Raw genomic sequence first — 12,791 nt, 5'->3', positions numbered from 1 at the left:
GGCATGGAGACGATCAGCCTCGACGACATCGAGTCGCTCGCGGTCGGCGCCTGGATCCTCGGCACCGGCGGCGGCGGCAGTCCCTATCTCGGCCTGCTCAACCTGCGCCGGCTCTATGCGGAAGGACATCGCGTGCAGATGATGTCGCCGCTCGACCTCGCAGACGACGACTGGGTCGCGGTGGTCTCCAACATGGGCGCCCCCTTGGTCGGGCAGGAACGGCTGGCCGACAGCCGCAGCATCGCGCGTGCGGTGCGCATGCAGGAGGAGATCAACGGCATCACATTTCGCGCCGTGATGTCGGTCGAGATCGGCGGCGGCAACGGCATGCAGGCGCTCATGGCGGCGGCGCATCTGAACATCCCCGTGGTCGACGCCGACTGCATGGGCCGCGCCTTTCCCGAGGCGCAGATGACGTCGGTCGCGATCGGCGACCTCAAGCCCTATCCCTGCACGCTCTACGATCCGCGCGGCATCGAGGCCGTCGTGACCAAGGTGCCGAGCTGGAAGTGGATGGAGCGCGCCAGCCGCAAGATCTGCGTCGAGATGGGCTCGATCGCCTCGACCAGCAAGGCGCCGCGCACGGGCCGCGAGGTCAAGGACTGGGGCATCCATTTCACCACCACCAAGGCCATCGCGATCGGCCGCGCGGTCGAGGCCGCCAACAGGAGCCACCACGATCCGATCGCGGCGATCCTCGATTGCGAGGGCGGCCAGCGGCTGTTCAATGGCAAGATCGTCGACGTCGAGCGCCGCACCACCGAAGGATTTCTGCGCGGCAGCGCCGTCGTGGAAGGCAGCGACGACGATCGCGGCACCCGGCTCAAGCTGTCGTTCCAGAACGAATGGATCGTGGCTTGGCGCGATGGCGAAGCCATCGCGATGGCGCCGGACCTGATCTGCGTGCTCGACAGCGTCAACGGCCACGGCATCGGCACCGAGACGGTGCGCTACGGCCAGCGCGTCACCGTGATCGCGCTGCCCGCACCGGCCGTGCTGACCAGCCCGCGCGGGCTCGAATTCGTCGGCCCGCGCGCCTTCGGCTATGACCTCGATTTCCGGTCGCTGTTTGCGACCCCTGGAGCTCCCTGAGAATGAAGCGGATTGGCATTGACGTCGGTGGCACCAACACCGACGCCGTCCTGATTGCCGACGACGAGGTCGTCCACTCCGTCAAGAGCGCAACCACCGCCGACGTCACCTCCGGCATTCTCGCCGCGCTCAAGGCGCTGCGAGAAAATCCCGCGGCGGCCGTGCCGGTCGACGCGGTCGTGATCGGCACCACGCATTTCATCAATGCGGTGGTGCAGCGGCGGCACCTGCAGAGGATCGGCGCCATCCGAATCGGGATGCCCGCCTCCGCCTCGCTGCCGCCGTTCTGCGACTGGCCGGCCGATCTCGCCGCGCTGGTCAGCGCCGAGACCTTCATGCTCGAAGGCGGCCACGATTATGATGGCCGCCCCTTCATGCCGCTCGACACGGCCGGACTAAGGGCCGCCGCGCACGCGATCAAGGCCAAGGGCCTGCGCGCGGTCGCGGTCGCCTCGTCGTTCTCGCCGCTCGACCCGAGCTGCGAAAACACTGCGCGCGAGATCCTCGCCGAGATCTGCCCCGAGGTCGCCGTCACCCTGTCGCACGACCTCGGCCGCATCGGACTGCTGGAGCGCGAGAACGCCGCCCTGCTCAATGCCGCGCTCCACGACCTCGCGGTCACGACGGTCGCCGCCTTCCGCAAGGCGATCGCGGAGTCCGGCATCGATGCTCCGCTGTTCCTGACGCAGAACGACGGCACCGTGATGCAGGCGGAGATCGCGACCGCCTTCCCGGTCATGAGCTTCGCCTCCGGCGCCACCAACTCGATGCGTGGTGCCGCGTATCTCTCCGGCCTCGACGACGCCATGGTGGTCGACGTCGGCGGCACCACCAGCGACATCGGCCAGCTGCGCCACGGCTTTCCGCGCGAGGCCAACGCCGTCGTCGAGGTCGGCGGCGTCCGCACGCTGTTCCGCATGCCCGATTTGCTCTCGATCGGGCTCGGTGGCGGCAGCCATGTCGAGCAGGATCCGGTCCGCGTCGGCCCGCTCAGCGTCGGATACCGGCTGACATCCGACGCGCTGGTATTTGGCGGCGACCGTCTGACCGCGACCGACATCGCGGTCGCCGCGGGGCTGATCGACATCGGCGACAGATCGCGCGTCGCGCATCTGCCGAAAGGCCTGATCGACGCCGCGCTCGCCGACGCCCACCGCAAGCTCGAGGGCGACATCGACCGCATGAAGACCGAGGCCGGCGACGTGCCGCTGCTCGCGGTCGGCGGCGGTGCCTTCCTGGTGCCGGAGCGCCTCGCCGGCATCTCCAACATCGTCCGCGTCGACCATGGCGACTGCGCCAATGCGGTCGGCGCCGCCATCGCCCAGGTCTCCGGCGAGGCCGACCAGGTCTTCCGCGACCTGACCCGCGACGAGGCCATCGCCGCCGCGCGCGGCATCGCCGAGGCACGCGCCGTGCAAGCCGGCGCCGCCCCCGATACGCTCAAGACGGTCGACGTCGAGGACATGCCCATCGCCTACCTCCCCGGCAACGCGCTGCGCGTCCGTGTTCGCGTCGCCGGCGCCATCGCCGAGCCGACCATCGGCGCGGCGGCGTAGTCCATTGTCATCACGCCAGCTCGGCGATCCGCTCGACCCCGGCCTCCGCGCCTTGCGCCTTGGCCGCCGCCATCGAGCCGCCGAGGTCAATGCCCCGGCAGGCGTTGTCGACGACGATGGCCGCGAAGCCGAGCCGCCGTGCATCGACCGCCGAATAGTGCACGCAGAAATCGGTGGCGAGACCGACGAGAAAAACCCGCTTCAGGCCGCGCTCGCGCAGATAGCCGGCGAGGCCGGTGGGCGTGGTCTTGTCGTTCTCGAAGAACGCCGAGTAGGAATCGATCGCGGCACGAAAGCCCTTGCGGATGATGAGCTGCGCCTTGTCGGTCGCAAGATCGGCATGGAAGGCCGCGCCCGGCGTGCCCTGGATGCAATGGTCCGGCCACAAGGTCTGCGGCCCGTAGGGCATCGTGACGGACTCGAACGGCGTCTTTCCCGGGTGGCTCGAGGCGAACGAGCTGTGTCCCGCCGGGTGCCAGTCCTGGGTCAGGATGATGTGATCGAACTTCCCGCTCAGCCGGTTGATCACCGGCACCACGGCATCCCCGTCGGCCACGGCGAGCGCGCCGCCGGGACAAAAATCGTTCTGCACATCGATGATGAGCAGCAAATCCTCGTTGGCCTTGATCTGCATTCCGGTCTGCATCCGTTTCACGCGTACTCCGTCAAGGATGGCCCCAGCCCGCGGCAATCTCAAGCCGGACCGCCGAACAATCCGCGGCAAGCCAGCCCCTCCATTTTGGAATCCCTGCCCTGCAGGCCGGGCCTGGAAACGCCAGCCGATTCATGGATTCTCCCGGCGGGAGAGAATGGCCGATGCAGACTGCCGTCACACACCATTCCAAGAGCCAGCGTCTCGAGCGCTGGGCGGTCGCCACCCTGCGCGAGGCCGGCGCGATCGTCGAATGCGAACAGCACGGCTGGATGCGCGAGCGCGGCGATCCGCATGCGCTGGCTCTTGCGCTTCGCATCGCACGCGACGATCCGCCACGCGGCTTGTGTAGCTCGGAAGCGGTCGCGGCGATCGAGGACGTCCTGGCCGCGACCGGCGACACCTGCCCTGATTGTTCACGGCACGGAGAGCCGGAAGATCCGCCGCGATTCAAATAAGTGATTCCGCAGCTACCCCAAGATGCCCTAGCCTGAGGCCTCCAGCGGGAGACGCCATCATGCCGAATCATCCGGTCCCGTGGCTGCTGCGCAAGCCATGCCCGACCTGCGGTCGCGCGCTCGCGGTGCGCGAGGGCAAGGGCGGGCGCCGCGAGCTTACTTGCCCGACCTGCGATGGGCCCGATCCGCTGCACTCGCCCAAGGCGCTCCGCTGGGCGAGGGGATCGCTTCGGCCGCCGGAGCGGCCGAAGCAACATTGACGTCACTGGCGCGTAAGTTTGCGCTCGACTTTCTTGCGGCTGTTGCCGACCTTCTTGACCGCCTTCTTCACCGCGGACGCCGAGCGGCCGCTTTTCTTGGCTTCGTAGCGGACTTCGTAGTCCTGTCCACCCGCGACGCGGGCGCGATCCTGCTTGCGTCCGCGCGCTGACTTTGCGGTCGAGGCCTTCTTCTTCGTTGCCATGGTGCATCTCCTTCTCAGCGCGCAACGCACGACCCATCGAAGCGGTTCCGCCGATGAGGAAGGCCCATCGCATCGATCAGCCGACGTCGAACTTGACGCCCTGCGCCAGTGGCAGGCTGCGGCCGTAGTTCACGGTGTTGGTGGCCCGGCGCATATAGGCCTTCCATGAATCCGAGCCGGACTCGCGGCCGCCGCCGGTCTCCTTCTCGCCGCCGAACGCGCCGCCGATCTCGGCGCCCGAGGGACCGATATTGACGTTGGCGATGCCGCAATCGGAGCCGCGCGAGGACACGAACAATTCGGCCTCGCGCAGATCATTGGTGAAGATCGACGACGACAGGCCCTGCGGCACGGCGTTGTGCAGCTCGATCGCGGCATCGAGATCACGATACGGCATCACGTAGAGGATCGGCGCAAAGGTCTCGCGCTCCACCGGGCCTGATTGCGCTTCGATCTCGACCAGCGCCGGCCGGACGTAATAGGCCTGCTCGAAGCCGCCGACGGCGACGCGCTCGCCGCCGAACACGCGGCCACCGTGATCGCGCGCGGCGCTCAGCGCGTCCTGCATGGCGTCGTAGGCGCCGCGATCGATCAGCGGGCCGATCAGGGTGCCCTGCTCCAGCGGATTGCCGATCGCCACCGAGGCGTAGGCCTGCTTCAGCCGTGGCACGAGCTGGGCGTAGACGTCGGCATGCACGAACAGGCGGCGCAGGCTGGTGCAGCGCTGGCCCGCGGTACCCATCGCCGCGAACGCCACGGCGCGCAGGGTGAGATCGAGGTCGGCCGTGGGCGTGACGATCGCGGCATTGTTGCCGCCGAGCTCGAGGATGGCGCGGGCAAAGCGGCCGGCAAGGCAGGCGCCGACGACGCGGCCCATGGCGGTCGAGCCGGTCGCCGACACCAGCGGCACCCTGGCATCGTCGACCAGCATCTCGCCGACCGTGCGGCCGCCGAGCAGCAGGCCGGCAAGCCCCTCCGGCGCCTCACCGCCCTCGCGGCGATAACGTTGCAGCGCGCGCACCAGCAGCGCGTCGGTCGCGAGCGCGGTCAGCGGCGTCTTCTCCGACGGCTTCCAGACGACGCTGTTGCCGCACACCAGCGCAATCGCCGCGTTCCAGGCCCACACCGCCACTGGGAAGTTGAAGGCGGAGATCACGCCGGTGACGCCGAGGGGATGCCAGGTCTCCATCATGCGATGCTCGGCGCGCTCGGTCGCGATGGTCAGCCCATAGAGCTGGCGCGACAGGCCGACGGCGAAGTCGCAGATGTCGATCATCTCCTGGACCTCGCCGAGCCCCTCGGAGACGATCTTGCCGGCCTCGATCGAGACCAGGCGACCGAGCGCAGCCTTGTGGGCGCGCAGCTCCTCGCCCAACAGCCGCACCAGCTCGCCACGCTTCGGCGCGGGCACGAGGCGCCACTGCAAGAACGCGGCATGGGCGCGCGCGATCACCGCGGTCGCATCCGCCCTGGTGTCGTCGTGCACATGGGCCAACACCTCGCCGGTCACGGGCGAACGCGCGGCGCGCGTCCCACCGCGCAGCCGCTCCGGCGCAACGCCGAGCGAGGTCAGGATCTCGGCCGCTTCCGCAACGAGGGTCAGGGGCGATGCTTGGCTGGGCGACATATGCAACTCCGGATTGTCCCCCGCGCCGGTGCGCGCGAGACGTCATGAATGGTCCATCATAAACGCCCCCGTGTAGATCAAATCCGGCTGCGGCGCGAGCACCCGGGCGCTGGGCAAACGGCCACTGGGAAGGTCGCTCGTCGGCTCATGGGGCATCCTCCCGCTCGTTCTGCCTCGCGCGCGCAGGCTGAGCCTTCTGGCGCGCATCGCCGAGATCCCGCGACGCAACGCGCCCGGGCTGATGGGATCGATGAGCCCTCGCGAAACACGAGGGCGCAGGGAATGCCGGGAGCTGGCCGCCCCCATGGCCCGCCTGCGAAAAAAATGCAGGCGGCAGGAACCACAGGTTCAGCCGAGACATCCCGGCATTCCCCGCGCGATGGTCTTCACGATTATATCGTGCTCTCCCCGGTGTACGGCTCTTTAGCCACCGTCGCCCTCGGAATCATCGCCCGAAAGCTTGGCGCCAGCGTCGCGGCGCCAGGACCACACGACTTCACGTCCGCCAGCTGCCGTTCGTCCGCGTGCAAGCACGCTGCGGCAGACAAGCGGCCATCGCCTCCCCGCCTCACGTGTCGTGACGATCGCGATACGCCCCTCGTGGCGAAGCAGGATGGACGCAGTAGAGCACATTTTCTGGAAAAGCGAAAGCGTTTTTTGGAGCGCCGCAGCGACCGAAGATCGTCCATGACACGTCTTGCGTTGGCAGACGGATTGTGATCGTCGAGGAGAACTGCGAAGTGGCTCTCGTAACAAAGATCATTGCGGCCCGATCCGCCTCGATATACCAACGTCGCATATCTCCTCGCGAGAGACGATCAGCATGACGATCGAGACTTGGTTCGCATTTGCGGGAACGTCCATCATCCTCCTGGTGATCCCTGGGCCGACGGTTCTGCTGGTGGTCTCCTATGCGCTGGGCCAGGGGTGGCGAACCGCGCTGCCGACGGCCGTCGGCGTCGCGCTGGGCGACTTCACCGCCATGACCTTGTCCATGCTGGGCGTCGGTGCGTTGCTGGCGACCTCGGCGCTGCTGTTCACCGTGCTGAAATGGATCGGCGCGGCCTATCTCGTCTGGCTCGGGATCAAGCTGTGGCAGGCCGGCGGCGTGCTGAACGCCGTGCCGCGGACCGACAGGACCTCGGCGCTGAAGATGCTCGGTCACGCCTGGATCGTCACGGCGCTGAACCCGAAGAGCATCACCTTCTTCGTTGCGTTCCTGCCGCAGTTCCTCAGTCCGAACGGCAGCTTCCTCAAGCAGATGATCGTGTTCGAATCGACCTTCGTCGTGCTCGCCTTCGCCAATGCCGTCGGCTATGCGCTGATCGCCTCGCGCGCCCGCGCGCTCGTACGGAGCGCGAAGGTGATCAGCATCTTCAACAAGGCGGGCGGCACCCTTCTGATCGGTGCGGGCGTCGCCGCCGCGGCGGCGCGGACGGCGCAGAACTGAACGGGCTGCGACCTTCGGCAGGGATTGTCGCCGGCCACATCGGCTGACAACGCCCGCGAGGCGTCGTCCAGGTTTCTGCAACGCGCAGGTCAGGCTATATTGCCGCCGTCACCTGTTATCGAGCAGGCTTTGCCATGGCCGACACACACCCATCCAGTCCCGAGCTCTGGCCGTCGATCCAGCACGAGGCCCGGCGCATCGCCGCGGCCGATCCCGTGTTCAGCCGCGCCCTGTCGGCTGCAATCCTCGACCATTCTGATCTCGGCAGTGCCGTCGCGCAGCAGATCGGCATCCGCCTCGGCAGCGGCGATGCCGCGCGCGCCCGATTTGCCGCGGTCGCGCGCGAGGCGTATGCCGCCGCGCCTGAGCTCGTCGAGGCGGCGGGTCGCGACCTCGGCGCGATCGCGACGCAGGATCCAGCGACGACAGCGCTGCTGCCGCCGCTGCTGAACTACAAAGGCTACATCGCGTTGCAGGCCTATCGCGTCTCGCACTGGCTCTGGAGCAACGGGCAACCCGACCTGGCGCTACTGCTGCAGGCGGACTCGTCAACATCCCTGCAGGTGAGCATCCATCCCTCGGCGCGGCTCGGGACCGCGGTGTTTCTCGATCATGCCACCGGCATCGTCATTGGCGCCCACAGCAGCATCGGCCACGACGTCACCATTCTGCAGAACGTTACGATCGGACGACACGACGCGCTGCCCGGCCGCGCCCCGCGGATCGGCCGCGGCGTGCTGCTCTCCTCGGGCGCGACCGTGCTGGGCGACGTCACGGTCGGCGACTTCGCCAAGATCGGCGCCGGTGCCGTCGTCACCACCGATGTGCCGGCCGGCTGCACCGCCGTGGGCACGCCGGCTCGCCTGACGAACTGCCCGGAGCAGCCGATCCCGACCTGACCACGACTCCTCGCGACTCCTGGGACGGCCGGTTCTACAGCAATGTATCAAGCTTGCCCGCGGTGACGGAGATCAGGTCGCGGATCTTGTCGCACTCGGCCGCAAGCGATGCGAGGGCCGGATCCGACCTGATGCACCGATCCAGATTGTCGACCGCGCTTCGCCAAAGCTCCAATTCGCACCGCAGCCGTCCGACCTCGCTGGTTGCCACCGCATCGCGCAGCCGTTCTGCCTTCGCGCCGACGATCCGCAACGAGGCCCGGGCGGGAAATGCGAGGATATCGGCCACGGATCACCCCGGTGAGAGTGGTGGAATTCGGCAAAGGGGCGACAGGCGCATGACGCGCCGGCCGGCGGCATCGCCTGCAACCGCGCGGCGGCCCGGGTTGACAGGCCGCCGCGCGTCGGCGCTTTTCGATCCAGCCTCAAGCCGCGGCGCGCTCGGCCAGAGCCTGAGCTTCTGCAGCGGCACGCGCCATGCTGGACGACATCTCGCTCGTGACGGTGCTCTGCTCCTCGACGGCGGCGGCCGTCGACGTCACATACTCGCTGACGTTCTGGATCGCCTGCTTGATCGAGCCGAGAGACGTGACGACGCCCCCGGAGATATTGTTGAGACTGTCGATCTCGGTCGCGATCTTGTCGGTGGCGGTCTTCGCCTGGGTGGCGAGGTTCTTGACCTCGGATGCAACGACGGCAAAGCCCCTGCCCGCTTCGCCGGCCCTGGCGGACTCGATGGTGGCATTCAGCGCCAGCAGATTGATCTGGCCGGTGATGTTGTGGATCATCTCGACGATGCCGCTCATCGACTGAGCGGCATCGGAGAGCCGCTGTGCCTGCGCGTCGGCTGCGGTGACACGGTCCACCGCGCCCATGGCGGTCTCGCGCGACTTCGTCATCGCTTCGGAAATCTCGCGCACGGACGCGTTGAGCTCCTCTGCGCCCGCCGCCACCGATTCCATCATGGCCCGCACGCGCTCGTTGCCCATGCGAACGAAGACCTGCCGGGTGACGTCGGTCGCATATTTGACCACCTTGAACGGCTTGCCGTTGAGGTCGAGGATCGGATTGTAGGAGGCCTGGATATAGACTTCCCTGCCGCCCTTGCCGATGCGCTTGTACTCGGCCGACTGGTACTGGCCGCGGTTCAGGCTCGTCCAGAAATCGCGATAGGCAGCGCTCTCCCGCTCGGACGCTTCGACGAACATGCTGTGATGCTTGCCCTGGATCTCGGCCAGGGTGTAGCCGAGCGCGCGAAGGAAGTTGTCGTTCGCGGTGATGATCGTGCCGTCCATGTTGAACTCGATCACCGCCTGGGACTTGCCGATGGCCTCGATCTGCCCGGCGAGGTCGGCGTTCTTCAGCTTCTGCGCGGTGACATCGGTCGCGAACTTGACGACCCCGATCGGCCTGCCCGTCGCATCGAGCACCGGATTGTAGGTGGCGAGGATCCAAACTTCCTTGCCGCCCTTGCCGATGCGCTTGTATTCGCCGCCCTGGTATTCGCCGCGATTGAGCGCAGCCCAGAACTCGCGGTAGGCCGGGCTGTCGCGCAGCGCGGGTTCGACGAACATGCTGTGATGCTTGCCCTGGATCTCGTCGAGGCGGTAGCCCAGCGCATCGAGGAAATTCTTGTTGGCACTGACGATGGTGCCGTCGAGCTTGAACTCGATCATGGCCTGCGCGCGATCGATGGCGGCAAGCTTGGAGCCGTCGGCCATGCTGCGCAGCTTCTTCTCGGTGACGTCGGTCGCGAACTTGACGACCTTCACCGGCTTGCCGGCGCTGTCGAGGACGGGATTATAGGACGCCTCGATCCAGACTTCGCGACCGCCCTTGCCGATCCGCTTGAACTCGGCAGCCTTGAACTCGCCCTGGCGCAGTGCGGCCCAGAACTCGCGGTAGGCGGCACTGTCGCGCTCCGAAGTATCCACGAACATGCTGTGGTTCCTGCCCTGGATTTCCTGCAACTGATACCCGACCGCGTTCAGGAAGTTCTGGTTGGCGGTGATGATCGTGCCATCGAGCTGGAATTCGATCACGGCCATCGCACGACTGATTGCTGCAAGCTGCGCTTCGGCGTCCGCGCGGCTATTCGATCGAAACAACAAGGTGACCTCCAGATGATGAGTACGTTTTCAGATGATCGGCGACGGTGACGGTTGCCCATGCGACCGACGACATGTCTGCGCAAAGATTGATGCAACTTGTTCCACTCTCGTTAAAGCGCGTTGAGAAATCCGGTTTTTCCGTAGTTCTACCGTTGTGGCATGATGTCAGACATACAATGACGCCGCGCGGAAGCTGCGCTGCGGCGCCCCAACATCAAAGGTGAAGCGTACGATGCTGCATCCAGAGATCGCGGGCGGAAGGATCCGGCGATCCGCACTGACAGGGCGGACCGCCGCTCCCGTCATATTCATTTTGCAGGCGCACCCGGTCGGAAAGATTGCCGCAGCCCATCTCGTTGGCCCTTGGGCGCGTCAGGTCGGGATCGCGGTAGGCGCCGATCAGCGGATCGCCGCCGCGGGAGCGGACCTGGAACGTGCAGCAGATATCGCCCGCGTCGACGACCAGGCTGACGTCATGGTGCCGGAGATGCTGTTTGGCGCCCTCGATATGGTCGCACAGCCACGAGCGGGCGGACGGCGGTGCGGATCACCCGGCGCCATCCTGAAATGATAGATGATCAACTGACTCCGTCCACCCAACCTGCATCGATCAGGTATTCCTCAGGAGATGTGCGCCTGCGACCAGACGTTTTCCATCTTCACCGCGTCGAGCGCGGCCGCCGGCTCATCGATGCGATACGGCTTCGACAGGATGCGGACGTCCCGCGGCGCCGGTGGTGGTGTCGCGCAGGGTCTGATGCTCCAATTCGGCATCGAGCTCGGCGCCAATCAGGATCACGATGGCGGAGATCCAGATCCAGGTCATGAAGCCGATGGCGGCGCCGAGCGAGCCATAGGTCGCGTTGAAGCTGCCGAAATTGGCCGCATACCAGGAGAACAGCGCCGACCCTGCGAGCCACAGCACCGCTGCCAGCGCGCCGCCCCAGCTGATCCAGCGCCATCTGGGCTCCTCGCGGTCCGGCCCGTAGCGGTAGATCAGAGCCAGTCCGAGCGCGACGCAGATGAAGATGACCGGCCAGCGGCCGATCCGCAACACCAGGTCGCCGGCCTCGGACATGCCGAGATAGTTCAGCAGCACCGGGAGCACGACGACGGCTCCGATCGCGAGCAGCGCGAACAGGATCGCGCCTCCGGTGAACAGCAGCGAAATCGCGTTCAGCTTGATGAAGCCACGCCTCTCCGGCTCGCGATAGACGACGTTGAGCGTATCGAATAGCGACTTCATCGCGGCATTGGCGCTCCATAGCGAGATCGCGAGGCTGACCAGGAAAGTGATGCCGAGCGCCTGAGTGCCGTTGGCGGAGACGCGCGTCAACTGGTCGCGCGCGATGTCGATGGCGCCGCCCGGCATCACGCCCTGCAACTGCTCCAGATGTCCGGTGATCCTGGCCGGATCGGAAAACAGGCCGTAGATTGCCACCAGCGCGGCCAGCGCCGGAAAGATCGCCAGCAGGGTGTAGAATGTCATGCCTGCGGCGAGCGCAACGATCCTGTGCTCGGTGACGTTCTCGTAGACCCGGAACAAGACGTCCTTCCAGCTGCGCGCGGGAATCTCCGAGGGCGAACGCGCCAACCGGCCGTGTCCATCGTCGACCCTGCTCGCGCGTCCCGTGCGCCCGGCCTGTTCGGGCCGCTGATCGAAATAGTGGATCAGGAACGCGAACCCGAGCAGAGCCAGCATCCCGCCGGTGCCAGGTGCGCGCGGGCTGCTCGCGAAAACGCTTGGGGAGTCGCGATGGGCGGCGTCTGACGTCCTGGATCGGCGAAACATGGGATCGGTCCATCACTAGCGGCGAAAAAGGCAACCGGGGCGGTGGACGAATGTTCCGGCATCACGCCATGACGCCCGTTGCCGAGCTCCGCGACGGTGGGGCTGCCTCAGATCTTCAAAAGGCCAACTCGGGCAAGCGCCGACATGCAGATATTTTCGTTCGTCGGTGAACGCGAAGCTGCGACGCCGACACAACAGTTAATGCTGCGCGCGAGGAACGGGCCTGCGTACCCTCGCGTTGCAACGGTACTTTTCAACGCAAGGATGAACGCATGCGCCGCCTGCTGTTTGCTTCGCTGTCTGCCACCGCCGTCCTCGCGGGCTTCGCCGCGATCTCGCCCGCCTCCGCCGCGCAGGACCGCTACTGCCTGCAAGGCAGGATCTGGGGCTATCCGGGCAACTGCCAATTCTCCACCTATCGCCAGTGCCTGGCTGCGGCCTCCGGCACCGATGCCGGCTGCGGTATCAACCCCACCTACGCCTATGCCCGGCAGCGCGGCTACGACCGACGCTATTGAGCGCGGGTCATTGCATCAGCCTCTCGCGCGGTGAACGGGCAGCGCCATCGATCGAGACATGGTTGCGATCGGAAGGTGGCTGCGATTGAAACATGGCTGGCGGCGACATCTCTGGCCGCCACGCCCCCTGGCCCTGCTCTATTGCGTCGCGCAATGGCACCATGATCCGTTAG

Annotated in this window: 14 protein-coding genes; 8 read left to right on the top strand and 6 right to left on the bottom strand. The window is 66.7% G+C overall.

The annotated features are described in order from the left end of the window. The first annotated feature begins 3 nt into the window (after positions 1-3). Both QX126_RS17140 and QX126_RS17135 read left to right on the top strand, forming a co-directional pair. A complete protein-coding gene (locus QX126_RS17140) occupies positions 4-1,092 on the top strand; it encodes a DUF917 domain-containing protein (protein ID WP_409998090.1) in 1,089 nt (362 codons plus the stop codon). 2 nt (positions 1,093-1,094) lie between these two features. After that, complete coding sequence (locus QX126_RS17135) at positions 1,095-2,648, top strand: hydantoinase/oxoprolinase family protein (RefSeq protein ID WP_315774190.1); 1,554 nt, start codon at positions 1,095-1,097, stop codon at positions 2,646-2,648. A 10-nt stretch (positions 2,649-2,658) separates the two neighbouring features. Here QX126_RS17135 and pncA read toward each other — a convergent pair whose 3' ends face one another. After that, the gene (gene pncA / locus QX126_RS17130) at positions 2,659-3,294 is read right to left on the bottom strand and encodes a bifunctional nicotinamidase/pyrazinamidase (protein ID WP_315782589.1); all 636 of its coding nucleotides are present in this window, start codon (positions 3,292-3,294) and stop codon (positions 2,659-2,661) included. Positions 3,295-3,464: 170 nt separating this feature from the next. Here pncA and QX126_RS17125 point away from each other — a divergent pair, with 170 nt between their 5' ends. Next, a complete protein-coding gene (locus QX126_RS17125; protein WP_315782478.1) occupies positions 3,465-3,758 on the top strand; it encodes a hypothetical protein in 294 nt (97 codons plus the stop codon). A gap of 59 nt (positions 3,759-3,817) precedes the next feature. Further along, a complete protein-coding gene (locus tag QX126_RS17120; protein WP_315740927.1) occupies positions 3,818-4,018 on the top strand; it encodes a hypothetical protein in 201 nt (66 codons plus the stop codon). A 2-nt stretch (positions 4,019-4,020) separates the two neighbouring features. Here the strand turns inward: QX126_RS17120 and QX126_RS17115 are convergent, their stop codons facing one another. Both QX126_RS17115 and QX126_RS17110 read right to left on the bottom strand, forming a co-directional pair. After that, on the bottom strand, positions 4,021-4,221 hold the full coding sequence (locus QX126_RS17115) for a DUF3606 domain-containing protein (RefSeq protein WP_315740928.1): 201 nt from the start codon (positions 4,219-4,221) through the stop codon (positions 4,021-4,023). A gap of 76 nt (positions 4,222-4,297) precedes the next feature. Then, a complete protein-coding gene (locus QX126_RS17110) occupies positions 4,298-5,848 on the bottom strand; it encodes an aldehyde dehydrogenase family protein (RefSeq protein ID WP_315776205.1) in 1,551 nt (516 codons plus the stop codon). An 823-nt stretch (positions 5,849-6,671) separates the two neighbouring features. Between QX126_RS17110 and QX126_RS17105 the strand changes: the two genes are divergently transcribed. Both QX126_RS17105 and QX126_RS17100 read left to right on the top strand, forming a co-directional pair. Beyond that, a complete protein-coding gene (locus tag QX126_RS17105) occupies positions 6,672-7,298 on the top strand; it encodes a LysE family translocator (protein ID WP_315782476.1) in 627 nt (208 codons plus the stop codon). A 134-nt stretch (positions 7,299-7,432) separates the two neighbouring features. Further along, positions 7,433-8,197 carry a serine acetyltransferase gene (locus QX126_RS17100; protein WP_315782473.1) on the top strand — a complete coding sequence of 255 codons (765 nt, stop codon included), beginning with the start codon at positions 7,433-7,435 and terminating at the stop codon, positions 8,195-8,197. Between the two features lie 34 nt (positions 8,198-8,231). Here QX126_RS17100 and QX126_RS17095 read toward each other — a convergent pair whose 3' ends face one another. Together QX126_RS17095 and QX126_RS17090 are read right to left on the bottom strand one after the other, a co-directional pair. Continuing rightward, complete coding sequence (locus QX126_RS17095; RefSeq protein WP_315782471.1) at positions 8,232-8,486, bottom strand: hypothetical protein; 255 nt, start codon at positions 8,484-8,486, stop codon at positions 8,232-8,234. Positions 8,487-8,622: 136 nt separating this feature from the next. Next, complete coding sequence (locus tag QX126_RS17090; protein ID WP_315782469.1) at positions 8,623-10,308, bottom strand: PAS domain-containing methyl-accepting chemotaxis protein; 1,686 nt, start codon at positions 10,306-10,308, stop codon at positions 8,623-8,625. Between the two features lie 232 nt (positions 10,309-10,540). Here QX126_RS17090 and QX126_RS17085 point away from each other — a divergent pair, with 232 nt between their 5' ends. Beyond that, the gene (locus tag QX126_RS17085) at positions 10,541-10,879 is read left to right on the top strand and encodes a hypothetical protein (RefSeq protein WP_315782467.1); all 339 of its coding nucleotides are present in this window, start codon (positions 10,541-10,543) and stop codon (positions 10,877-10,879) included. A gap of 114 nt (positions 10,880-10,993) precedes the next feature. Here the strand turns inward: QX126_RS17085 and QX126_RS17080 are convergent, their stop codons facing one another. Next, complete coding sequence (locus QX126_RS17080; protein WP_315782466.1) at positions 10,994-12,010, bottom strand: YihY/virulence factor BrkB family protein; 1,017 nt, start codon at positions 12,008-12,010, stop codon at positions 10,994-10,996. Between the two features lie 362 nt (positions 12,011-12,372). Here QX126_RS17080 and QX126_RS17075 point away from each other — a divergent pair, with 362 nt between their 5' ends. After that, a complete protein-coding gene (locus tag QX126_RS17075; RefSeq protein ID WP_315773929.1) occupies positions 12,373-12,618 on the top strand; it encodes a DUF3551 domain-containing protein in 246 nt (81 codons plus the stop codon). Positions 12,619-12,791 lie beyond the last annotated feature (173 nt).

Source organism: Bradyrhizobium sp. SZCCHNPS1003, from assembly GCF_032381555.1.
In the GTDB taxonomy this organism is placed as follows: Bacteria; Pseudomonadota; Alphaproteobacteria; order Rhizobiales; family Xanthobacteraceae; genus Bradyrhizobium.
Note: the sequence above shows the minus strand (reverse complement) of the source record. Positions and strands in the feature narration are given on the sequence as shown.